This window comes from Cryobacterium sp. Hz9 (genome assembly GCF_004402825.1).
Classification (GTDB): Bacteria; Actinomycetota; Actinomycetes; order Actinomycetales; family Microbacteriaceae; genus Cryobacterium; species Cryobacterium gelidum.
Genome location: NZ_SOFC01000022.1, coordinates 1 through 19,924, shown reverse-complemented (window position 1 = coordinate 19,924; position 19,924 = coordinate 1). Strand labels below are relative to the sequence as shown.

The following is a 19,924-nucleotide window of genomic DNA, read 5'->3' as shown; positions in this document are numbered from 1 at the left end:
GGCCCTGCTCCGGTCGAATCTAGCGGGGCGTCATGCCGACTGCTCGCGCCAGTAGCCGGCTTTGCCGAGCAGCTGAACCTCGCGATTTGCTCCCTCCGGTACCGATACCTCGGGCGGAAACACGCCGAAACCCCGCCACAGTTCGATGTCGGGCGCGATCTGCTCCCAGAGGTTTTCCACGAGCTCATCGGGCAGTGAGTAGTCGAGACCGATGTGCCTGGCAATGCTCCAGGCCTGGAACGCGCGGTACAGGGCAGTGTGCTGCAGCGCTTCGGCGAGGGGATAGTCGCCGTAGCTGAGGTGCACAACCTTGTCTGGATCGAGATCAGCCATGACCACCATCGTCGTCGCCTCGTTGATGCGGTTGTAGTTGCCGATCGGATCGTCACCGAGCAGCTCGCCTTGATAGGTGTCACCGACCTCTTCGATGGTGCGTCCCGCCAACACTGCGGGCAGCCAGGCTTCGTCCTCGGCGTGCGAGGCGAGGATGTCCCGCAGCGTCGGGTTCTCTGTGCGTGACCACGCGGCCGGTGCCGGCAGGTCAAGCTGCGCGGGAGTGATCCGATCGATAACGGATCGCAACGCGGCATCCGCTTGCAGGAACATGTCTCTCTGCTTCATTTGGGGCAAGTTAGCACGGGTACCCCTGATCGGCTAGCCGTCAACCGATGCGGGCCACAATCACGGCGATCTGGGCGATGGGCGAGTTTCCACTCTGCCGCAGCTGCGCGTCAATGGCGTCGTGTACTCGCCGGCAGACGTCACCGGACGACTCGGCCGCTCCGATGCCGATCTTGGCCGTGACTCGCAGACCGTCGGCACGTTGCTCAGTGGCGACCATCGACGCAGCCAGCGGGCGATGGGCCATCTCTCGGGCGGCTGTTAAGAGGGCATTCTCTACGATCGACCCCGCGGGATACAGCGCATCAACGCCCTGCACTCCACGCACGAGCTCATCGAGTTGCTCGGTAGCGGGTGTGAGTACCGTCATCACTCCTCCTTCGGTGCAGCAGCCGCGTCAGGCTCGACGTACAGGTCGCGTACCGTGATATCAATGGCCGCGACGACGAGTTCCGTGTACTGCTGCAGCGCCGCGAACATTAATTGGCGCAGGCGGTCCGCCATCATCGGAATATTCTCTCCCTGAAATATCGTGACGTCCACTTGAACGGTGACTGGCATACCCGGTACTTCAACGTCGCCTACCAAAACGCACCGCCCCACGATGATGTTCGCCATGCGATCGCCGGTTTCCCGCAGAATGCCGCGCACGGCCCCCTCGGTCACGACGAGGCGCGCCGTCGGCGACGGGTGGGCCAACGGAATTTCCCGACCTCGATGCGCCTCCCGGCTGATGTTGTCGAGGATGGATGACACCCAGCTGTCGTCGCGAGCGGATTCCCGACTCAAGTCGCTGTCGAGCAGGTTCAGCTGCACTCGGCGAAGGCGTTCGAGGCTGCGGAGCGCGATCTCACATTCCGGCGAATCATCGATACTCGGATCCGCCGGAGTGCGCCCGCGATCGAGATAGTCGCTGAGCTCTTCGATCGTGTGGCCGTGCAATCCGGCTTGCTCACGATCCGTGTCGTTCAGGTCGAAGGCGACGAACTGCTCGCCTGTGGGTGGGTGTTCTGAGCGTGTCATCGCCATTCCTCCATCTCTCGAAGCAGGGTTTTCCGGGCACGGGCTAGCAGACCACGCACGGTCGACAGGGGCAGGTCCACTTCCGCTGCAATGTCACCGTAGCTGTACTCGGCGAGTTCCCGCAGCGTCCAGCACCGACGTTGGTCCTCCGGCAGGGCGGCCAACACCCGGGAAAGTGCTTCGGTCTGCGACTCAACCTCGGCGAGCACGTGCGGGGCGTGGCTCTCCGGTGCCGGGGCATCCATGTCATCGATATTGATGTGCGGGCGCCGAGCGCGCAGCCTATCGATGCTTTTGCGACTGACGATGCGCATGAGCCAACTCTTGACGGCGCTGCCGTCCTCGAGAGTGCGCAGCTGCTGCCAGGCCGTGATGAACGATTCCTGCACAACGTCGTCGGTCTCGTCATTTGAGCCGAGAACCCGGGTCGCGTAGACGCGCATCAGCGCTCCATACCGCCGAACCAGTACCTCAAAGGCACGTAGGTCACCGTCCGCGGCCCGATCGGCGAGCGTCTGGTCGGAGGCCATATCGAGGGGAGACGTTATCTGCTCACGCGCTGTGGTGGGCATTGTCATCTCCCTGCCTGGATCGTTGGCAAATTTTTCTCATCTTCGTGTGACGAATATGCCACAGCTTTCGTCCTACAGGTAACAATCCGATCCGGCCCTGCCAGTTGGGCCAGACACGAAGGAGCTATTCGCATGGAACTCATCAACAACAACGGCACCGACTCCGCAAGCATGACCCCGCGTAGCAGCACCCCTAAAGGCCCCGCCGGCATGACTCGGGCCGAAGCCTCTCTGAACGGCACAGGCAAAACCGTCATCAACGACGGCGTCGTGGCGAAGGTCGCCGGGCTTGCCGCCCGCGACGTGGCCGGCGTGCACGCACTCGGTGGCGGAGCAGCGCGTGCCCTCGGCGCGATTCGCGACGCGATGAAGAACACCGATGTGAGCCAGGGCGTCTCCGTCGAAGTCGGCGAGACCCAGGTTGCCGTGGATGTGACCATCGTTGCCGACTACCCGGTGCAGCTGCAGCAGGTAGCCAATGACATTCGCACAAACGTCATTCGCGCCATCGAAGACCTCGTCGGGCTCGAGGTCACCGAAGTGAACGTGACGATCCTCGACATTCACCTGCCGAGCGATGACGACGCAGATCCTGCTGAGCCGACCAAAGCCGCACTGCGGTGACCACAGCAACCCGTACCGGCATGTTGGTCGGCGCCATCCTCGCGCTGACCTGGGTGATTCTGGGCTTCTGGGCATTTCTGTTCGTGGGCGTGGCCATGCTGGTCGGCGCCCTCGTAGGCCGCGTGGTTGACGGCCGTCTCGACCTGAGCTCAGTGATCGGTGCTTTCCAGGGAAAGCGTTCGTCGTCATGAGCGTGCCGACCGACTCGACCGGTTGGTTTCTCGCTGCAGATGCACACGGTGGTACGGACCAGGACGCACGCGAGCCGGTCGCCCCGGCAGTCGCGCCGCGCGCATCCCGCGGTCGCACGCGCATTGCCCCGCGGGCGCTGCGCCAGATCGTGTCGAGGGTCACGGCGGAGTCGCTCGGAGTGAACCCCAACCAGGTCGGCGTGGATCTCGGAGACGATCATGGCATGCTCGCCCTCACGATTAGCGCCCCGATCCGCGTCGTCGCGTTGTCGCGCGTCACCCGTGAACCGGCGGTCATTGCGCGCACCGGCGGAACCATACTGGCTCGCTCGGCCACATCGCAGACCGAGATACGTCGCCGCGTCGGCGAGCTGACCGGTGCCGATATCGGCCGGGTCACGGTACACCTGACCGGCGTGGACGTCGTCCCGGAACGGCGGGTGCGATGACCACGTCGTCTACAGGGTCACTTACGGCGACCTATGGGCGCATCCGCCGCCGCGAGCTGCACTCATCGCGGTCCGCGGCGGCAATCACGGTGGCCGCCGTGGTCATCCTGCTGTGCGTCTGGCTGGCTGCCGAGATTGTGTTGCGCTTGATCGACCAACCAGCCCTACTCGCGACTCCGGTCGATCTCGCCGACGGTGCCGCATCCGCTTCGACTGCACCCGCCCCGCTGCTCGCCGGTATTGCCACCGCCGGCGCTCTGGTCGGCCTCGTGCTGCTGGCCGTCGCGATCGCGCCGGGGCGCCGGGCGCGCCATTTGATCGACTCGGAGCGCACAGTGACCGTTGTCGATGACGAGGTGATCGCATCCACTCTCGCGGGCCGCGCCGCCCGCGTCGGCCGTATCGACCCGGACAGCACCCGGGTCAGCATCTCGCGCCGCCTCGCCACGGTGCACCTGGTTCCGCCGTCGGGGCAGCCGGTGAATCGCGACACGGTACTGAGCGCCGTGCGCGACCAGCTCGACGGATTGCATCTGCGACCGGCGTTGCAGCCCCGTGTCGTCGTGGCCCTCAGCGGAAAGGTCGGGGCGTGAATAACACCAACCGTGCGCTCAACCGCAGCGTCCTTGTCGTGATCGGCCTGCTGCTCCTTGCTGCGGCTGCCCTGCTCGCTTTGCTCGCCACGCAGACCACGACGCGGCAAGCCTGGACCTCGGCCGCCGACACGGCCCGCACGACAGTGTCGGGCTGGTTCCAAGCCACGCCACTCAACGGAACACAGCACAGCTGGATCTGGATCATCGCCCTGGCCCTGCTGGTGGCGGTTGTCGGATTGCTGCTCGGTTTCATTTTGCGGCAGGGCGGCGGTCATTCCGGAAGGTTGATCAGTGAGCAGCGCGAAGACTCGGGCAGCACCGAGGTCGATTCGGCGGTCGCCGAGCAGGCACTGCAGCAGGCGCTCGGCGAGCACCCGGAGTTTCTGTCAACCCACGTCTCGACCTACCGCGTCGCGCGCGCGGCCGTGCTCAAGGTCTCGGTGACCTGTCGTCGCGGAACTTCCCCCTCCGATGTCGTAGGCATCGTCGAGGAGGCCCTGGGCGCCCTCGACGAACTCCTCGGCTTGCGCATCCCTGCCTTGCTGCAGATCAGCGGAGGCTTTCGGGTGCGCACCAGTCGCACTTCGCGCATCCGTTAGCCGGCACCGGATGCCCCTTCTACCCACCCCGGTTCGGCGCACCCGCGCCGAACCGTCCCCGAAAACAACACACGAAAGAGAGCACACGATGAGCGCTTCCGACAAGATGAAGAACGCCGCGCAGGACCTCAAGGGCAAGGCCACCGAGGCTGTCGGCAAGGCCACCAACGACGACTCCAAAGTTGCCGAGGGTCGCGCCGACCAGACCGCGGCGAGCGTGAAGAAGGTTGGCGAAGACGTCAAGGACGTCTTCAAAAAATAACCACAGGGGGGTGTGCGGTCAGCCCTTCGGCCCGCCGCACACCCTCCTGCTTCGCCCGCACGTGACCATTCCGGTCAGTTATCACGCCCACGAAGCAGGCTAAAGATTCGCTCGGTGCTGCTCGGATTCAGCTCACCGAGCAGTCGGGAGAACGACAGGCGCGTGTTGCCGACGGTCTTCGCTCTACCAGCGAGGAGCCGACGCGGATGACAACCGATACCCTCGGCGAGCTGCTGCACCAGACCGCCCACACGGCGAAGGGCAGCCCGCTCAAGAGGTTGTCGCCGCGGTGAAAGACCGTACGGCAGTGTGTGTCGAGACGCAGTAGATTCTCAACGCTGGCATCCCCACGATACGAACCCGGAGCCATTCCACTCGAGCAGGAGACCTCGCATGGTTGATAAAGGCCAGAGCCAGGATCGCGCCGACGCCCCCGCGCCGGACGACGACCGTAAGCCTGCTGGGCCGACCGAGGTCACCAAAACCTCCTGGAAATATGTGGCAAAGCGTACCCTCGGTGAATTCGGCAGCGATCAGTGCACCGATATCGCGGCCTCGCTCACGTACTATGCCGTGTTGTCGCTGTTTCCGGCGCTCATCGCCCTGGTCTCGCTGCTGGGGGTGTTCGGGCAGGGGCGGCAGTCCGCCGACACGCTCCTGACCATCCTTGCGTCGGTTGCGCCGGCGAGTGCCCTCGACGTCATTCGCGCACCGATCGAGCAGTTCAGCACATCGCCGTCGGCGGGGTTCGCTCTCGTGGCGGGTATCGCGGTGGCCGTGTGGTCGGCATCCGGTTACGTCGGCGCGTTCAGCCGGGCCATGAACCGCATCTACGAGATCGATGAGGGCCGTTCGTTTTTGAAACTCAAGCCGACACAGCTGCTCGTGACCGTCATCGGCATTGCGCTGATTCTGGTGGTCGTGCTGATTCTGGCCATTTCAGGCCCCATAACAGATGCCGTCGGCGCTGCCCTCGGCCTCGGCCAGACCGTGCAGCTAATCTGGTCCATTGCCAAGTGGCCGCTGCTCGCGGCCGTTGTCGTGCTACTGATCGCGGTGCTGTACTACTTCACACCGAATGTGCGACAGCCGAAGTTTCGCTGGATGAGCCTTGGCGCGCTGGTCGCCCTGGTGGCCATTGTCATGGCCTCCCTGGGATTCGGGTTTTATGTCACGACGTTTTCGAACTACGCCAAAACCTATGGATCCCTGGCCGGCATCGTCATCTTCCTACTCTGGCTCTGGCTGACCAACCTCGCCCTGCTGTTAGGGGCTGAATTCGATGCCGAGCTCGAACGCGGACGGCAGTTGCAGGCGGGTATCGCGGCCGAGCAGAATATTCAGCTGCCACCGCGCGGCACCAAGAAGAGCCAGAAAGCCGCACTGAAGGAGATGCAGACCGTCGCCGACGGTCGCCGGATGCGCAAGGCCAACGCCGGACCGCCATCCGCACGCCCCTGACGCGCGTCTGCCCCGCTCGCATCGATGCGGCAGCGTCGTTGTGCATCACGATCACGCGTCGCATGAGCGCGCACACACACGCGCACCCTCGTTCGCGTGGCGAACGAGGGTGCCGGAGCGGTCAGACTAGACGGTGACTTCGACCGGCTCGTCACTGACGACGTAGTTCTGAATTTCGATCAACAGCAGGTCGCCGGCTTCCTGGTCGGTCAGGCCCTGGGCCAGAGCGAGTTCGGAGACGAGGATCTGACGCGCCTTTTCGAGCATCCGCTTTTCGCCGGCGGAGACGCCCTTGTCCTGGTCGCGGCGCCACAGGTCGCGCACGACTTCGCTGACCCGGTAGACGCTGCCGCTGGCCATTTTCTCCTGGTTGGCCTTGTAACGACGCGACCAGTTACCCGGCTCCTCGGTGAAGGCGTTCTGCAGAATTTCGTAGACGGCGCTGACGCCCGCGGCGTCGATGACGTCGCGCACGCCAACCAGCTCCACGTTGTCGACCGGCAGCTGAATGGTCAGCGCACTCGTGTGCACGTTGAGGGTCATGAACTGCTTCTCGACGCCCTTGATGGTGCGCGTCGCGAGGGCTGTGATGGTAACCGCGCCGTGGTGCGGGTAGACCAGAGTTTCGCCGATTTCAATCTTCATAAGCATGCGCCTTCAGTGTTGTGTGGGTGATGCAACGCGTTGGGGCGTTGCGCTTGCGGTTTGAGAGTCGAGCAGCCAGCCGGGCAGCAAGGCCACCAGCTGGTCGACGAGTTCATCGTCGGACACGTCGAGGTGACCGCGCATCCAGGCGCCGATCAAGGTGAGCGCGCCGCCGGCGACGTAGGTCGTGACGAGTTCGGCGTTCACCGCGTCGTCGAAGACGAGGACCGACTCGAGCATGCGGGTGGCGTAGGCCTTGATGATCTGATCATGTGCGCTGCGGGTCAGTGGCAGCTCGAGCACGCTCGCGTACAGGGGGAAATTCTCGACCATGTGTGCGACGAGGCGGCCATACCCGAAACGGGCGGCACTCTCGCCCGCTCGAACGGGGCGCAGATCCAGACCGGCCGAGCCGATGTCGGCGAACTGCGCCTGCAACAGCTCAGCGGCGAGAACGTCGAGGCTCGCGAAATGCGCATAGAAGGAGCTGCGGCTGATGCCGGCCAGGCGCACGATCTCGGCGACCGAAACGGATGCCGCTGGCTGGGCAATCAGTGTTCGGATCGCCGTGATGATCAGCCCTCGGGTTCGTTCGGCACGAGGATCGGGCGTGAGCTTCGACCCGGGAACCACATCGACTTGCCCCTCGGCCACGGGGCCGGGGGCAGTCAACGAAGTCATTTACCTATAGTAGCACTTTTCGGACAAGTGTCCGAGACTGTTGCCCGTCCTCACGGCTGACACTCGGAAAACTACCGCTGCCATACTCGTCGAGCAGCTGCGCGCACCGGATGAAACCGAGGTGCGAATAGGCCTGCGGGTGGTTGCCGAGGTGGGTTTCGGTGGCCGGGTCGAATTCCTCGGACAGCAATCCGGTCGGACCGACCAGGGAGATGAGCTGATTGAACAGTGCCTCAGCCTCGTCGATACGGCCGGTGAGCACATAGGCCTCGATCAGCCAGGTCGTGCAAATGTGAAAGCCGCCCTCGAGGCCGGGCAGACCGTCGTCGTAGCGGTAACGGAACACCGTCGGGCCCACGCGCAGTTCGCGCTCCACCGCGCTCACGGTCAGCTGGAAGCGCTCGTCGGTCACGTCGAGCAGGCCAGACAGCCCGATGTGCAGCACGGCGGCGTCGAGGTCGGGGCTGTCGTAGGCCACGGTGTACGACTGGGCTTCCTCACTCCAGCCTTCGCGCAATACCTCGTCGCGAATGCTGGCGGCGAGTTCGACCCAGCCCGCTCCCACGTCGCGTCCGTGCCGAACGGCGGTGCGAATGGCCCGGTCGACGGTCACCCAGCACATCGTCTTCGTATAGGTATGGTGCCGCGGCGAGCGCCGGGCCTCCCAGATGCCGTGGTCGGGTTCGTGCCAGCGACTCGTTACGGCGTCGACCATCTCGATCAGCAGGTGCCACTGAAAGTCCGAGAGCGTTCCCTGTCGGGCACTCAACGTGTCGATGAGTTCGGCGACCGGCCCGAACACGTCGATCTGCACCTGGTTGTCGGCGGCGTTCCCGATGCGCACCGGTCGCGAGCCAGCATAGCCGGGCAGCGACTCGAGGCTTGCTTCGGTAGACAGCGACGATCCGGTGACCGAATAGAGCGGATGCAGCCACTGCGCGCCGGGACTGTCATCCACGACCCCGGCCAGCCAGCGCAGAAACGACTCGGCCTCGGCGGTCGAGCCGAGGTCGACGAGCGCCTTGACGGTCATCGAGCCGTCACGCAACCAGCAGTAGCGGTAGTCCCAGTTGCGGGTGCCGCCGATTCCCTCGGGCAGCGATGTCGTGGAGGCCGCGAGTACCGCTCCGGTCGGTTCGTAGCAGAGGGCGCGCAGTACGAGGGCTGACCGGCCGACCAGCGACGGCTTCACGCTCGGCAACGACAGTGTGTTCACCCAGGAACGGGAGTCGTTCATGACCGCACCGCGTCTGGCGGCCTCACCGGCGGCATCCGGCATGTATGCCTCGGTGTCGCCGCAACGCAGGTTGAGCATGATCGCGCCCTGCGAGAGGTCGACGACGGCGGTGGCCGTTTCGTTGCGGCCGTCGCTGGTGACGGTGAACTCGACGCCGGCCGCCGAGAGCACGATCGGGTCGGAGGTGCCGGTGATGGTCACCACACCGTCGGCCGCGTGCATGTTGAAATAGGCGACGGCGTAGTCGGGCCGCGGCGCGAACACGATGCGGGCGAGCCCGGTGCCGGTGAGCTTGCGTACGAGGTTGGTGATGCCGAGCGGCGACGGCTCGATGTAGTCGGTGACGGTAACATCGGCCCAGCGGGTTTCGACGATCATGGTGTTGTCGACGTAGCGCTGGCCGAGCACGCGGCTCTTTTTGACCGGCTCGATCGAGAAGTGTCCGGCCTCTTCGCTGCCCAGAATACTCGCGAACAACGAGCCGGAGTCGGGCAACGGATGTGTCATCCAGCAGATGCGCGCTTCCGGCGTCACAAGGGCGGTCGAGGTGCCGTCACCGAGCATGGAGTGGCGTTCAATGGCCACGACGTTCTCGCCGAACAGCCAGTCCTTGCGCAGTTCGAACAGCAGGGCGAGCATCTGGGCGAGCATTTCCGGTCCGCTGATGCGGTGCGCTGCGACGGACTCACCCGCGCCGATGCGAATGCCGAGGTCGGGTCCGTGCAGGGTGTTCATGGCCATTTCGTCGCTCTCGGCGTCGCCGGCAAAAAAGGCGGCGCTCACTCCGAGACGGGTACGCAGGCGCTCGAGGGCCACGCCGGAATGCTGGGTCTCATCGGCGGGCTCGTGCGCGTCGAAGAATTCCGAGTCGAACTCGCCGCCGTTCGACCCGACGAGGTGCACCTCGCGCGGCAGCCGGGAATCCGCGGCGAGGTCGCGCAGGGGGCGGCCCGACAAAACGGCGGTGTGCGTGTTGGGCAGGGCCGCGAGGGCCCGCAGGGCGATCGCTGATTCCTTCAGCAACACCGATGGCACGTCGGAGGCAACGTGATGCGACAGGGTGCCGCCGTAGTTGCAGGCCACCAGCAAGGACGGCGTGCGAGCGAGCTGTTGCAGGTCTTGCAATATCTCGCTTGACAGCCCGGTCAACGTGCGTGGAAGATTCTTCGAAAGATTGAATTGTTGGAGCATTATTTCCTTGCAGGTGGGCGTCGACCGTCGAACCAGTTGCTAGACAAAGCCGACGTTACCATTTGCCGCCAGCCGTCTGGTACTGGCGGGCTGTTGTCAGACTGGCAGCGGCCCGCGGCCTACTAACCGGACGCCACGATCACACTTTTCGGTGGGTTGAATGGCCCGGCACAGGTTCGATCGTGCGCCCAGCGAGCGAGTGTGCGCTGACGCTCGAGGCCGCCGGCGCGCTGCGGGAAAGCCCGAACCGCCCGCGTGATTGGCCGAGAGAAGCCGTAGCCTGTTCTCATGCAGATCAGGTCCGACACGAGAAACCGGATCGTCGCCATCGACGTCGCCCGGGGTCTCGCGATCATCGGCATGTTCGTGGCCCATGCCATCCCGCGCGAAAGCGGCGCCGAACTGCTCGTCGACGGGCGATCATCCATCCTGTTCGCGACCCTGGCCGGGGTGTCGCTTGGAATCATGACCGGGTCGGCGCATCCGCTCGCGCGCGGCCAGCGTTCCGATCGGGTCGTCGGCATTCTGGTGCGCGCGCTGTTCCTCTTTTTGCTCGGGGTCGTGCTCGCGATCCTGCACAGCGGCGTTGCCGTCATCCTCCACTTCTACGCGCTGATGTTCCTACTGCTGATTCCGTTGCTTTTTCTGCGCCGGTGGCTGCTCGGGCTGATCGGCATCGCATTCCTGATTGGAGCGCCCGTGCTGGGCGCCGCCCAGGGTGACGTGGATGCCGATGCGCCGCCGGTCGCCTATTTCATCGATTATTTCTTTCTCAATGGCACCTACCCGGTGCTGATCTGGATGCCGTTTCTCCTGGCCGGCCTCATCATCGCGCGCTCAGATCTGCGCCGACCGAAAACCCAGGTTGCCCTCGTCGGTGTGGGCGGGTCGGCGGCGTTTGCCGGCTACGGTGCAGCCGTCGTGTTCCCCGGGGTCATCGTCGAGGCCCACTCCGGATCGATCGCTGAAGTGATCGGCTCGGGGGGCCTCGCCATCGCCCTGATCGGCGGGTTGCTCTGGCTCACGTCCGTCGAGCGTCGCTTCCCCGGTCGCGCGCTGCGCGGCATCCTCTGGCCGGTTGGTGCGACCGGATCGATGGCGCTGACCGTCTACACGCTGCAAATTCTGGCCCTGGCCATCGTCGTCGCGGGCGGCCGGGAGATTGACTATCCCGGCTGGCCGCTGCTGCTCTGGATGCTGCTGCTCACCTTCATCGTGGCCGGCCTCTGGCGGTTTTTCGTGGGCAAGGGGCCCCTCGAACGCCTGCTCGCCGCGCTCACCCGTACGCCGCTGCCCGGTCAGAGCAGATTCAGCTGATGCCCCCCATGCGTTCGAGCGCCGCGCGCATGATCTGTGCTTCGGGCGTCGGGGCTACGTGGTGGTTCGTGTAGATTCCGACCAGCCACTGCAGCACCTCGTCTTCGCTCATGGCCACGGCGTTCCAGTCCACCCCTGGCTCCGCCGCGGTGCGCGGCTCGCCCGTTTCCGGGTCGAGCCAGGCACGGGCGATCGGCAGGTCGGGATCATCGTTGTTCAGGTTCCAGAGCAGGGCGATCGGGTGGTTGTCGCCGTCGACGTGCTCGTGGTCAACGCGCCCGGAGCCGAGCCAGGGCAGCGTCAACAGCTCACCGATGATACCGACCTCGATCAGTTCGAGCTGGGTCGGTTCGGTCTCAGGCACGTACAGGGTGAACCCCTGCTCGAACCACTCGGCAGCCTCGAGAATCGAGTCGAGCAGTTCATCCAGACCGTCAATCTGCTGCACCAAGATGAGCGCCCATTCGAGCAGAACTTCGGTTTGATCGGCCGGCCACGGGCTCTCGAACGCGTCGGCCGTGCCGTGGTAGTGAAAGCTGGGGCCGGCTTCGTCGAGCAACACGTGCAGCTGTCCGCTCTCGTAGTCGATCGACAGGTTGAGCGCCCCACCCTCGTCGTCGCGGTCGGCGAACAGGTCGGGGTGCGCCAGCTCGGGCGGCAGTGTGATGTCCGCGGCGAGCCGGGAGCCCAGATCGAGAACGACGCGAAACTGGATGGTCGGCAGGCGCAGGGTTTCATCCTGCTCGAAGTGCTGGTCTGACATGGTTCGAGTTTATCGATCACACACCGGTGCCACGGCCGCTCGGCGCGGAGGCATCCGTGCACTCTGAGCTCGCTCGTCGGGCTGTCGCTGCGGCCCACGCAACAGGCACAGTCGACCCCGTAAACGGATGCCGGCCGCCCGTCGCGCAGCACCGGCCAGCGTGCCAGACTGCGCCGTATGGATATTGAGCTGTGGTGGCCCAGATTGACGCCGTCGACACGGGAATGGCTGATGCAGAACAACGGCGACACCGTGCCACCGGAGGTTGTCGAAGAAATCACGCGGGCCGGCGGTGAGGTTGCCACCGATAGCGACAGCGAGCAATCCGGCGTCTACCTGTCCGACGACGACGTCGACTGGATCGAAACAGTCGCCAACGAAGAAGAGCCGACCTAGTTGTCGTGCCACTCAGGGCATCCCCGCCAGGGTCCTCGCCCCGCCGTAAACTGAGCGCATGCGCACTGCCGGAGTGGATCTCGCCGCCGAGCCCAAAGGCACCGCACTCGCCGTCATCGACTGGGCCGACAGCCGAGCATCACTGTGTGAGCTACAACTCGGCGTCGCCGACGACGTCATCGCCCGCACAGCGGGCACTGTGGAGAAACTCGGCATCGACTGTGCGTTCGGCTGGCCGGACGAGTTCGTGCATTTTGTGGTCGCGCACTCCAGCGATGATCAGAGCCAGCCCGGAGTCGACGGCGGAATGGACTGGCGCCGCACTCTTGCGTACCGCGAGACCGATCGTCAAGTACGAAGAAGAACCGGGCGATGGCCGCTCAGCGTGTCCACCGACCGGCTCGGACTCACTGCCATGCGGTGCGCCGGGCTGCTGGGCAGAATCTCCGAGACCGGCATCATCGTCGACAGGTCGGGTTCTGGCATCGTCGCAGAGATCTACCCGGGAGCATCGCTACGCCTGTGGGGCTTCTCGACGACGGGGTACCGAACGGAGCCCACCGTGCGGGAGCAGCTCCTCCAACGCATTCAGGCGGCCGCGCGATGGCTCGATCTCGGCCCGTTCGCCCCACAGATGATCACCTCAGCGGATGCCTTCGACGCCGTGATCGCCGCACTGGCCGCGCGCAGCGCGGCACTGGGACTCTACGAGCCGCCGGAGCCATCCGAGCTTGAACGGGCCCGCCGAGAGGGCTGGATATTGCTCCCCTCCGGCTCCCTGGCCGATCTTCCCCGGTAGTCGACCGAGCGCTTCGGGGCCGAGGCCTGCAGCGGGGTCAGCCGTCACCATCAACGTCCGGGGTCGCTGCCCGGGCGTCCACGCCGTTCTCTTTCTGCGCCATCGCCCGCGCCGAGGCCTCTGGCACCCACCGCACGTCGCCGTGCTCGACATTGGCTCCACGCGCCAGCACGAAAAGGAGAGCTGACAGTCGATTCAGGTAACGCGCAGCCAACGGATTCACCGCCGTCGGGTGCGCCTCGACGGCGGCCCAGACGGCGCGTTCGGCCCGGCGCACGACGGCTCGCGCATGATAGAGCAGCGCTGCGGCGACCGTACCGCCGGGAAGCACGAGGCCACTGAGATCGGCGGCTTCCTGCGCAAAGTGATCGACGGCACGCTCGAGTCGGGTCAGGTGCGATTCGCGGATGCGCGCGGTCGCGGGCTCGGGGGCATCGAGGGGAACTGACAGGTCGGCGATCAGGTCGAACATGTCGTTCTGCACGCTGGCGAGGGTGGACGTCACTCCGATTGGCAGGCCACCTACCGCCATGGCGACGCTCACTGCAGCGTTGGCCTCATCGCACTCTGCATAGGCGGCGACGCGCACGTCGGTCTTGGCTACGTCGCCGTGACGGCCGAAGGTAGTGCGGCCAGAATCGCCCTGGCCGGTGTACCAGGGCGGTTCCGCCGATACAAAGTCATCGAGGTCAGACATAGCAGCAACTATAGTAATCGGCGCGGCATCCGCGTAGCGTTTGATGATGCCGTGGGCAGGTTCTTCGCGCTTCGGCGCTTTTCTGGTACCGGCAGCCTTCGACTAGAGGAAGTGCGCAGTCGGCGAGTATTTCGATCAGCGAGGAGCGACATGTCCGGGCGTTCATCCAGCGACGACTTCGAATCCACTATCGGTGATGCGGTGAATGAACCGCGCCATACGGGATGGGCCACGGTCGACAAAACGGTCTTCACCGTTTCCGCCGGCATTGTCGTGGTGATCTGCCTGCTCGGAGTGCTGTTCACCAAGACCGTGGGCGACGCCGCAGCATCCGCTCTGGGCTGGGTCACATCCAACGTGGGCTGGCTATTCATTCTCGGGGCCACGGGCTTCGTCATCTTCGCATTGGTGCTGGCGTTCGGGAAGTACGGCAGCATCCCGCTCTCCCGCGAGGGGCAAGGCACCGAGTTCTCGACGCTCTCCTGGGTGTCGATGATGTTCAGCGCCGGTATGGGGATTGGACTGATGTTTTTCGGCGTCTATGAGCCGGTCACCCACCTGGCTTCGCCGCCGCCGTTTGTCGAGGCCGCGCCGAACAGTCCCGATGCCGCCAATGCGGCCATGGCGTACACCTTCTTCCACTGGGGCCTTCATCCGTGGGCGATCTACTCGGTGGTCGGCCTGGCTCTGGCCTACTCGACCTACCGGATGGGCCGCGGCAATTTGATGAGTGCCCCCTTCCAGGCTATTTTCGGCAAGGAGCGGATCGAGGGAAAGGGCTGGGGCAAGCCGATCGACATTCTGGCGATCATCTGCACCCAATTCGGGTCTGCGACATCGCTGGGGCTCGGCGCGCTGCAGATCGCGGCCGGGGTGTCACTCCTCAGCACGGGGACGTTCAACGAAAACCCAGGGACCGCCCTGCCGATCATCATCATCTGCGTATTGACCGTGGGGGTTGTGTTCTCTGCTGCGAGCGGGATTGCACGAGGCATCAAATGGCTGAGCAATACGAACATGGTGTTGTCGGCGGTTCTCTTGGTGTTCGTTTTTGTGGTTGGCCCGACGGTGTTCATCCTGAACCTCATACCGTCATCGGTCGGGGCCTATCTGGCCAATCTCGTTCCGATGAGTTTCCACTCGGCGGTGTTCGGCGGTGGCGACTGGCTGGCGAGCTGGACGATCTTCTACTGGGCGTGGTGGATCTCCTGGACTCCCTTCGTCGGCACGTTCATCGCCCGGATCTCCCGCGGCCGCACCATTCGCGAGTTCGTTCTTGGTGTGCTGCTGGTGCCCACCGCGGTCAGTATCCTCTGGTTCGTCGTCTTCGGCGGGGCTGGGCTGAATCTGCAGCTGAATGGTGTCGACATCGCCGGAACCGGCAGTGAGGCGGCAGGGTTCTTCGCAGCGTTGCAGCAGTATCCGTTTTTCATCGGCTCAGCTTTGGTGGTGATGGTGCTGACGGCAGTGTTCTTCGTCAGCGGGGCGGATGCCGGTGCTCTCGTGCTCGGGACGCTCTCGAGCCGCGGACGCAAAGAGCCGTGGAAGCCCCTGGTGATTCTCTGGGCCGTCCTGACCGGTGCCGTTGCCGCTGTACTGCTGTTCGTGGGCGGGCTGGGCGCATTGCAGACCTTCACGATCTTGGCGGCCAGCCCGTTCGTTCTGATAATCATCGGCTTGTGCGTATCGCTCTATATCGACCTGCGCCGCGACCCCTTGCGCCAGCGCACCCTCGGACCCGTCCGCACCTCCTCGGAGGTGCTGGGTAGTGTCCCCTTCACGAATTCGCCCACGGAGGGCCCCGGCGGCGGGCTGCAAGCGGACGACACGTAGGCGATTAGCGGCAAGAGAGGATCGCAATCCGCATCCGGTGCTGTCGCCGAGTTTTTCCGTATCCACTCCTCGGCGGGTTGCCGGTGCTCGTCGGCCCACGTTCTGCTGCTCTGGCTCGAACAACGCCGGCATCCTAACTTCGCTTCGTTTCGTGACCTCCTGCGCCTCGGGCCCGATGTCGTGCGCTTGCTGAAACGCCTCGCTTTCGATCGAACCGTATCGATTGGTGTGCGAATTTGGCTGGCCGTTCTCTTGCCTTTCTGCTGTCACCGATTGACCTGATTCCGGATTTCATCCCCGTACTCGACTACGCCGACGACGCTGACTCCGCCATCGTGGTCGGGATCGCCTGAAGCTTCGCGACTCGTCGCGCAGGCCGTGAGGCAGTCCATCGACACCGGCCGGGAAGCCCCCTCCGGCCACCGCCGAGGGATGCCGCAGGGAACCGGAACGTCATCTGGTTGTGCTGGATCGTGTCCACGCGCTCTTCTCCCGCTCTGCGAATCGAGCAAAAGTCGTCGCGGGCGCGCCGGTGAGACGACGGATGCTGCGGTTGGGGAACGCAGACACATTCATCCGTACAACCCGGTAGATCATTTTCTGCACCGCGATGAAATCGGCTGAGGCGCCCTGTTCGGTGAGTCTTCTCACGTACTCAACGGCGTTGGGCGCGACGTAGCGCACCGGGTATCCCAGTGTCGTGGTCAGCTGGCGGGCAACCTCGTAGTAGTCGAGGGATTGTTCGCCGGACAGGGTGTATGCCTTGTGGAGATGGCCCGCCTGTGTGAGGACGCTGGCAGTGACACGGCCAAGGTCATCGGTATCGACAAAGGCCGTGTGAGCGCGCCCGGCGGGAACGAAAATTTCTCCGCGATCACGAATATCGTCGCGATAGGTCGTGGAGAGGTTTTGCATGAAAAAGTTAGGTCGAAGAAACGTGAACGGTGCAGAACGCGCTTTGAGGTACTGCTCGACCGCGTGATGCGGGGTCGCGGTATTGAATTGCACCCCTTGCAAGGAGAGGAAGACGATGTGGCGGACACCGGCATCCAGCGCCGTGTCGATGAGGGGAAACATATACCGCTGAACATCTGCCAGGGCCGGGGGACGAAGCAGAAAGAGCCGATCGATCCCGGCGAACGCTGCCAGCCAGCCTGATGGCGATTCGAAGTTAAAAGCCCGACGCTCGGTGCCGATGACGACGTTCTGAGTGGATTCATCGCGCGCAGCCGAGACCACCGATTGCCCCAGGTCGAACAGATGCTGGGCCACGGCGCGGCCGACGTTTCCCGTTGCTCCGGTCACTAGAACGGAGCCCGACGACATGGTGTTCGTCACTGTATTTCCTCACTCGTGCGGATAAGGGAAACAATTCGATCGAGTTCGACGAGCTTCACTTTACCGCTTGGGCAAAAACCCCCCTAAGTCTCAGCTCATCATTGGAAAGTAGGGGTTTTTCGTGGCGGTACCGGTGGGATTTGAAACCTGAAGCGCCCCTAATGAGAACGCGGAACAAGCCTCAGATCCCCATGATTACGCGGTTTTACAATCTTTTGGCCATGTTAGAAAACGGAGCAATCTCCTTCAAAAGTTGCCAAAATGTCACCACGCCCGCAGGTTACCCCAGGGGGTCTGTCAGAGGCGTCGCGGATGCCCATACATCGTGAGATGCGTGGCGTACATTGCATCGGAGAAACCATCGAGAGGGGTGTCGGCTCGATATCGACTCGCGGCGGTCTGGCGTCACCGCGATGGCGTCGGATCTCCTCCGAGGATGGTCAACACCCGGCACAGCTCCGTTCTCCGGCGCACCATGTCCAGAACGCGAGCTCGAATAGTGCAGTTCTATGACCTCCTGGGCAACAGTGCGCAAGCCGCTTTGGACGTGGTCTTCTAGTGGCGCCACTAATACAAGCGTGCTCTGGTTTCGTCCACGCCAATGGCAGGCGCCCGTGGCGGCAGTGCGACGCTGAACATCGGCCGCGGGAGCTATATCTGGGCTATCTGGGCTGTCATCTTTGAATGATGGGATGCAGCCCAAGTTCCGAGAGACGGGTTTCGGGCCCCTCCCCCGGTGTTAGATTGCGCACGAGGTGCACTCGACTGATAGCCCAAATAATCGAGGCGAAAACGACAGTTGCGATAGCAATGGCCAGAGCGTAGAGCCCGACGACGCCGTAGCCCTGTGCCGGATCCAGGAATGGGTAGGGTACCCATCCGTCCGTTGCCCCGCGAATGGTGACGACGATGATCCACACGATTGGGTAGACAAGCGCGACCCATATTTTGTTGAGCGGCAGGGCACTGCGGTCGCTGAAGATCACCCAGTCGAGCGCGGCATAGAGGGGCAGGATTATGTGCAACACGGAGTTAGCCCACGCGAGGGACACGCCACCTTCAAGTCCCGCCAACAGCACGTTGTACACGACGCCGGTGATGACTATGTAGGTTGTGGCACAACCTCGCGCCAACATCAACGACCGGGACTGGGGTCGTCCGGAGAGGGACACGACCGCGGCGACCAGCAGCACAACGACCAGAATAATGTTGCTTTGCATGGTGAAAAATCCGAAGAAGTTGAACGGGTTGATCGTCGCCCGCGTGGCCGTGTCGAAAAATGTAGACAGAATCGCCACCGTGCCCAGTGTCGCGACAGATAGTCGGACTGCAGCTACAAAATATTTCACGGTCCGCCTTAGATTAGTGGTGCCAGTATCGGGTAATTCATGACCCGCACAAATCTTAGGGGTCCAACCTTTTTTATGTGGAAGATTCCCACGCCATGGAATCTGACACCCCCGATGCCGAGAAACCGGCCGGCGTTTGCTCCTGCCCACTCGCTGCCGCCGCCATGCACGGCGGGCGAGATCGATTAGCCGCCGAGCCCGTTCACAAAGGCGACGCTCCCGGCTGCAATCTCCGCGCGAGCCTGATCGTGACTAATGGTGGGTTCGCCGTCTCCATCCTGGTGGCCGTAGTCCCCGAAGAACGCGTGTACCCCGCCCTTCACCACGAGGTAGCGGGCAGCGGCCGGCAGTGTCGGCTTCGCTGCAGCAATCTTGGCGGGGGTGGACAAGCCATCGTTTGACCCCGAGATTGACAGTACTGCGACGTTCACCTGAGCTATGTTCGTCGCCGGGTACGAGGCGAAGAAGAGCAGCCCGACGACCGGATCGCGAGCGGCCCCAGCAAAAGTTTCAGCGTCTGTCGCCGCCACAAGTCCGCCGAGGGAGTGACCTCCGACAACCCAGCGAGTGACCGGATGATGCGCGGCCCGGGCCATCGCAAACGTTCCGGTAGACAGAAAAGCGATTCCGAGGGGTTGCTTGGCAATAACCACCAGGTGCCCCGACTCGACCAGTGGTCGAAGAATCGCGGAATAAGCCCGAGCGTCGACTTGAGCGCCGGGCTGAAAGAACACTCCAACGGGGCTCTCGACGCCCGTTGGCGTCATCACGATTTCGGTGGCGTCCTCCATCACCGTGACTGTGCGGTCGGACTTCATGGCAGCCAATGCTGGAGCTTCGGCCGACTGGGGCACCAGCCAGGCAACGGCCGCGATCACCAGAGAACTCAGTGCAATCAGCACCGCCTGAACCACTCTGCGCCCACGACGGACGGGTGTACGCGGTGCGGGTACGGACCACGACCTCACGGCGACAATCACACTGACGACGAGAGTCACCGCGAGTAGCACGATGTACGCCGGATGCCCGTGAATCAGCATCGGTCCGGTTGCGAAAGCGGAGCCGGCGGTGACGATCACTCCGAAAATCGCCACAATGCGCTTGACCCACAGGTACCCAAGGTCAAGCTTCGTGATCTGCATCATAGGCAGATAATACCGACGATCAGGACGGCAGCCAGAGCGGTGTCAGCGACGGTTAGAAATTGAGCCAGAATCGACGGTAAAAACTGAGCCACCCGAGCACGATTGATGGGTGATTACGGTGGAAGAGTGGGCTTT

Annotated in this window: 24 protein-coding genes; 12 read left to right on the top strand and 12 right to left on the bottom strand. The window is 63.8% G+C overall.

Translation table 11 applies throughout. The annotated features are described in order from the left end of the window. Window positions 1–30: 30 nt before the first annotated feature. The 4 genes from E3N85_RS11160 to E3N85_RS11145 are packed head-to-tail and all read right to left on the bottom strand — an operon-like array spanning window position 31 to window position 2,216. Window positions 31–621, bottom strand: a complete 591-nt coding sequence (locus tag E3N85_RS11160) for a hypothetical protein (protein WP_134463230.1) — start codon at window positions 619–621, stop codon at window positions 31–33. A 40-nt stretch (window positions 622–661) separates the two neighbouring features. Further along, window positions 662–991, bottom strand: coding sequence for a hypothetical protein (locus tag E3N85_RS11155; RefSeq protein WP_134463228.1), 330 nt, complete (start codon window positions 989–991; stop codon window positions 662–664). Next, on the bottom strand, window positions 991–1,644 hold the full coding sequence (locus E3N85_RS11150) for a hypothetical protein (protein WP_241978455.1): 654 nt from the start codon (window positions 1,642–1,644) through the stop codon (window positions 991–993). The genes E3N85_RS11155 and E3N85_RS11150 overlap by 1 nt, the downstream gene beginning before the upstream one ends. Then, entirely contained in the window at window positions 1,641–2,216 is a 576-nt protein-coding gene (locus E3N85_RS11145; protein WP_241978454.1) for an RNA polymerase sigma factor, read from the bottom strand. Before E3N85_RS11145 ends, E3N85_RS11150 begins: the two co-directional genes overlap by 4 nt. Before the next feature lie 210 nt (window positions 2,217–2,426). Between E3N85_RS11145 and E3N85_RS11140 the strand changes: the two genes are divergently transcribed. The 7 genes from E3N85_RS11140 to E3N85_RS11110 all read left to right on the top strand — a co-directional run bounded on the left by E3N85_RS11140 (window position 2,427) and on the right by E3N85_RS11110 (window position 6,398). Beyond that, on the top strand, window positions 2,427–2,840 hold the full coding sequence (locus E3N85_RS11140; RefSeq protein ID WP_241978485.1) for an Asp23/Gls24 family envelope stress response protein: 414 nt from the start codon (window positions 2,427–2,429) through the stop codon (window positions 2,838–2,840). Beyond that, complete coding sequence (locus E3N85_RS11135) at window positions 2,837–3,031, top strand: DUF2273 domain-containing protein (RefSeq protein ID WP_241978453.1); 195 nt, start codon at window positions 2,837–2,839, stop codon at window positions 3,029–3,031. The genes E3N85_RS11140 and E3N85_RS11135 overlap by 4 nt, the downstream gene beginning before the upstream one ends. Beyond that, window positions 3,028–3,480, top strand: a complete 453-nt coding sequence (locus tag E3N85_RS11130) for a hypothetical protein (protein ID WP_134463224.1) — start codon at window positions 3,028–3,030, stop codon at window positions 3,478–3,480. Before E3N85_RS11135 ends, E3N85_RS11130 begins: the two co-directional genes overlap by 4 nt. After that, a complete protein-coding gene (locus E3N85_RS11125) occupies window positions 3,477–4,073 on the top strand; it encodes a DUF6286 domain-containing protein (RefSeq protein ID WP_134463222.1) in 597 nt (198 codons plus the stop codon). The genes E3N85_RS11130 and E3N85_RS11125 overlap by 4 nt, the downstream gene beginning before the upstream one ends. After that, window positions 4,070–4,675 (top strand): hypothetical protein, encoded by a 606-nt coding sequence (locus E3N85_RS11120; RefSeq protein WP_134463220.1) that lies wholly within the window; start codon window positions 4,070–4,072, stop codon window positions 4,673–4,675. Before E3N85_RS11125 ends, E3N85_RS11120 begins: the two co-directional genes overlap by 4 nt. Window positions 4,676–4,763: 88 nt before the next feature. Then, window positions 4,764–4,937 (top strand): CsbD family protein, encoded by a 174-nt coding sequence (locus E3N85_RS11115; protein WP_134463218.1) that lies wholly within the window; start codon window positions 4,764–4,766, stop codon window positions 4,935–4,937. Window positions 4,938–5,330: 393 nt separating this feature from the next. After that, window positions 5,331–6,398, top strand: coding sequence for a YihY/virulence factor BrkB family protein (locus E3N85_RS11110; protein WP_134463216.1), 1,068 nt, complete (start codon window positions 5,331–5,333; stop codon window positions 6,396–6,398). Between the two features lie 126 nt (window positions 6,399–6,524). On the opposite strand, the gene E3N85_RS11105 is transcribed toward E3N85_RS11110, so the two are convergent. From E3N85_RS11105 to E3N85_RS11095, 3 genes are read right to left on the bottom strand one after another with little or no spacing between them, the layout of a single operon-like run. Further along, the gene (locus tag E3N85_RS11105; RefSeq protein WP_134463214.1) at window positions 6,525–7,043 is read right to left on the bottom strand and encodes a CarD family transcriptional regulator; all 519 of its coding nucleotides are present in this window, start codon (window positions 7,041–7,043) and stop codon (window positions 6,525–6,527) included. Between the two features lie 12 nt (window positions 7,044–7,055). Continuing rightward, complete coding sequence (locus E3N85_RS11100) at window positions 7,056–7,724, bottom strand: TetR/AcrR family transcriptional regulator (protein WP_134463212.1); 669 nt, start codon at window positions 7,722–7,724, stop codon at window positions 7,056–7,058. A gap of 4 nt (window positions 7,725–7,728) precedes the next feature. Then, window positions 7,729–10,152 carry a trehalase-like domain-containing protein gene (locus tag E3N85_RS11095; RefSeq protein WP_134463210.1) on the bottom strand — a complete coding sequence of 808 codons (2,424 nt, stop codon included), beginning with the start codon at window positions 10,150–10,152 and terminating at the stop codon, window positions 7,729–7,731. 288 nt (window positions 10,153–10,440) lie between these two features. Between E3N85_RS11095 and E3N85_RS11090 the strand changes: the two genes are divergently transcribed. Next, entirely contained in the window at window positions 10,441–11,469 is a 1,029-nt protein-coding gene (locus E3N85_RS11090; protein ID WP_134463208.1) for a heparan-alpha-glucosaminide N-acetyltransferase domain-containing protein, read from the top strand. Here the strand turns inward: E3N85_RS11090 and E3N85_RS11085 are convergent. Then, window positions 11,462–12,232: a hypothetical protein gene (locus tag E3N85_RS11085; RefSeq protein WP_134463206.1), complete on the bottom strand. Its 771-nt coding sequence runs from the start codon at window positions 12,230–12,232 to the stop codon at window positions 11,462–11,464. The genes E3N85_RS11090 and E3N85_RS11085 overlap by 8 nt on opposite strands. Window positions 12,233–12,409: 177 nt before the next feature. Here E3N85_RS11085 and E3N85_RS11080 point away from each other — a divergent pair, with 177 nt between their 5' ends. Together E3N85_RS11080 and E3N85_RS11075 are read left to right on the top strand one after the other, a co-directional pair. After that, window positions 12,410–12,628, top strand: coding sequence for a hypothetical protein (locus E3N85_RS11080; protein ID WP_134463204.1), 219 nt, complete (start codon window positions 12,410–12,412; stop codon window positions 12,626–12,628). 58 nt (window positions 12,629–12,686) lie between these two features. Further along, a complete protein-coding gene (locus E3N85_RS11075) occupies window positions 12,687–13,427 on the top strand; it encodes a DUF429 domain-containing protein (RefSeq protein ID WP_134463202.1) in 741 nt (246 codons plus the stop codon). A 37-nt stretch (window positions 13,428–13,464) separates the two neighbouring features. Here E3N85_RS11075 and E3N85_RS11070 read toward each other — a convergent pair whose 3' ends face one another. Beyond that, window positions 13,465–14,124 carry a cob(I)yrinic acid a,c-diamide adenosyltransferase gene (locus tag E3N85_RS11070; protein ID WP_134463200.1) on the bottom strand — a complete coding sequence of 220 codons (660 nt, stop codon included), beginning with the start codon at window positions 14,122–14,124 and terminating at the stop codon, window positions 13,465–13,467. A gap of 150 nt (window positions 14,125–14,274) precedes the next feature. Here E3N85_RS11070 and E3N85_RS11065 point away from each other — a divergent pair, with 150 nt between their 5' ends. Together E3N85_RS11065 and E3N85_RS16840 are read left to right on the top strand one after the other, a co-directional pair. Next, window positions 14,275–15,957, top strand: coding sequence for a BCCT family transporter (locus E3N85_RS11065; protein WP_134463198.1), 1,683 nt, complete (start codon window positions 14,275–14,277; stop codon window positions 15,955–15,957). A 236-nt stretch (window positions 15,958–16,193) separates the two neighbouring features. Continuing rightward, window positions 16,194–16,310: a DUF1232 domain-containing protein gene (locus E3N85_RS16840; protein WP_241978452.1), complete on the top strand. Its 117-nt coding sequence runs from the start codon at window positions 16,194–16,196 to the stop codon at window positions 16,308–16,310. Window positions 16,311–16,410: 100 nt separating this feature from the next. On the opposite strand, the gene E3N85_RS11055 is transcribed toward E3N85_RS16840, so the two are convergent. The 3 genes from E3N85_RS11055 to E3N85_RS11045 all read right to left on the bottom strand — a co-directional run bounded on the left by E3N85_RS11055 (window position 16,411) and on the right by E3N85_RS11045 (window position 19,789). Then, entirely contained in the window at window positions 16,411–17,295 is an 885-nt protein-coding gene (locus E3N85_RS11055; protein WP_134463194.1) for an SDR family oxidoreductase, read from the bottom strand. Between the two features lie 674 nt (window positions 17,296–17,969). Beyond that, window positions 17,970–18,593 (bottom strand): Pr6Pr family membrane protein, encoded by a 624-nt coding sequence (locus E3N85_RS11050; RefSeq protein WP_206751243.1) that lies wholly within the window; start codon window positions 18,591–18,593, stop codon window positions 17,970–17,972. 236 nt (window positions 18,594–18,829) lie between these two features. Beyond that, complete coding sequence (locus E3N85_RS11045; protein ID WP_134463192.1) at window positions 18,830–19,789, bottom strand: alpha/beta hydrolase; 960 nt, start codon at window positions 19,787–19,789, stop codon at window positions 18,830–18,832. Window positions 19,790–19,924 lie beyond the last annotated feature (135 nt).

Coding starts and splice junctions, on each gene's coding strand:
- E3N85_RS11160 (WP_134463230.1), bottom strand. CDS start 621: ATGAAGCAGAGAGACATGTTCCTGCAAGCGGATGCCGCGTTGCGATCC.
- E3N85_RS11155 (WP_134463228.1), bottom strand. CDS start 991: ATGACGGTACTCACACCCGCTACCGAGCAACTCGATGAGCTCGTGCGT.
- E3N85_RS11150 (WP_241978455.1), bottom strand. CDS start 1,644: ATGACACGCTCAGAACACCCACCCACAGGCGAGCAGTTCGTCGCCTTC.
- E3N85_RS11145 (WP_241978454.1), bottom strand. CDS start 2,216: ATGCCCACCACAGCGCGTGAGCAGATAACGTCTCCCCTCGATATGGCC.
- E3N85_RS11140 (WP_241978485.1), top strand. CDS start 2,427: ATGACTCGGGCCGAAGCCTCTCTGAACGGCACAGGCAAAACCGTCATC.
- E3N85_RS11130 (WP_134463224.1), top strand. CDS start 3,028: ATGAGCGTGCCGACCGACTCGACCGGTTGGTTTCTCGCTGCAGATGCA.
- E3N85_RS11125 (WP_134463222.1), top strand. CDS start 3,477: ATGACCACGTCGTCTACAGGGTCACTTACGGCGACCTATGGGCGCATC.
- E3N85_RS11115 (WP_134463218.1), top strand. CDS start 4,764: ATGAGCGCTTCCGACAAGATGAAGAACGCCGCGCAGGACCTCAAGGGC.
- E3N85_RS11110 (WP_134463216.1), top strand. CDS start 5,331: ATGGTTGATAAAGGCCAGAGCCAGGATCGCGCCGACGCCCCCGCGCCG.
- E3N85_RS11105 (WP_134463214.1), bottom strand. CDS start 7,043: ATGAAGATTGAAATCGGCGAAACTCTGGTCTACCCGCACCACGGCGCG.
- E3N85_RS11100 (WP_134463212.1), bottom strand. CDS start 7,724: ATGACTTCGTTGACTGCCCCCGGCCCCGTGGCCGAGGGGCAAGTCGAT.
- E3N85_RS11095 (WP_134463210.1), bottom strand. CDS start 10,152: ATGCTCCAACAATTCAATCTTTCGAAGAATCTTCCACGCACGTTGACC.
- E3N85_RS11090 (WP_134463208.1), top strand. CDS start 10,441: ATGCAGATCAGGTCCGACACGAGAAACCGGATCGTCGCCATCGACGTC.
- E3N85_RS11085 (WP_134463206.1), bottom strand. CDS start 12,232: ATGTCAGACCAGCACTTCGAGCAGGATGAAACCCTGCGCCTGCCGACC.
- E3N85_RS11080 (WP_134463204.1), top strand. CDS start 12,410: ATGGATATTGAGCTGTGGTGGCCCAGATTGACGCCGTCGACACGGGAA.
- E3N85_RS11075 (WP_134463202.1), top strand. CDS start 12,687: ATGCGCACTGCCGGAGTGGATCTCGCCGCCGAGCCCAAAGGCACCGCA.
- E3N85_RS11070 (WP_134463200.1), bottom strand. CDS start 14,124: ATGTCTGACCTCGATGACTTTGTATCGGCGGAACCGCCCTGGTACACC.
- E3N85_RS11065 (WP_134463198.1), top strand. CDS start 14,275: ATGTCCGGGCGTTCATCCAGCGACGACTTCGAATCCACTATCGGTGAT.
- E3N85_RS11045 (WP_134463192.1), bottom strand. CDS start 19,789: ATGATGCAGATCACGAAGCTTGACCTTGGGTACCTGTGGGTCAAGCGC.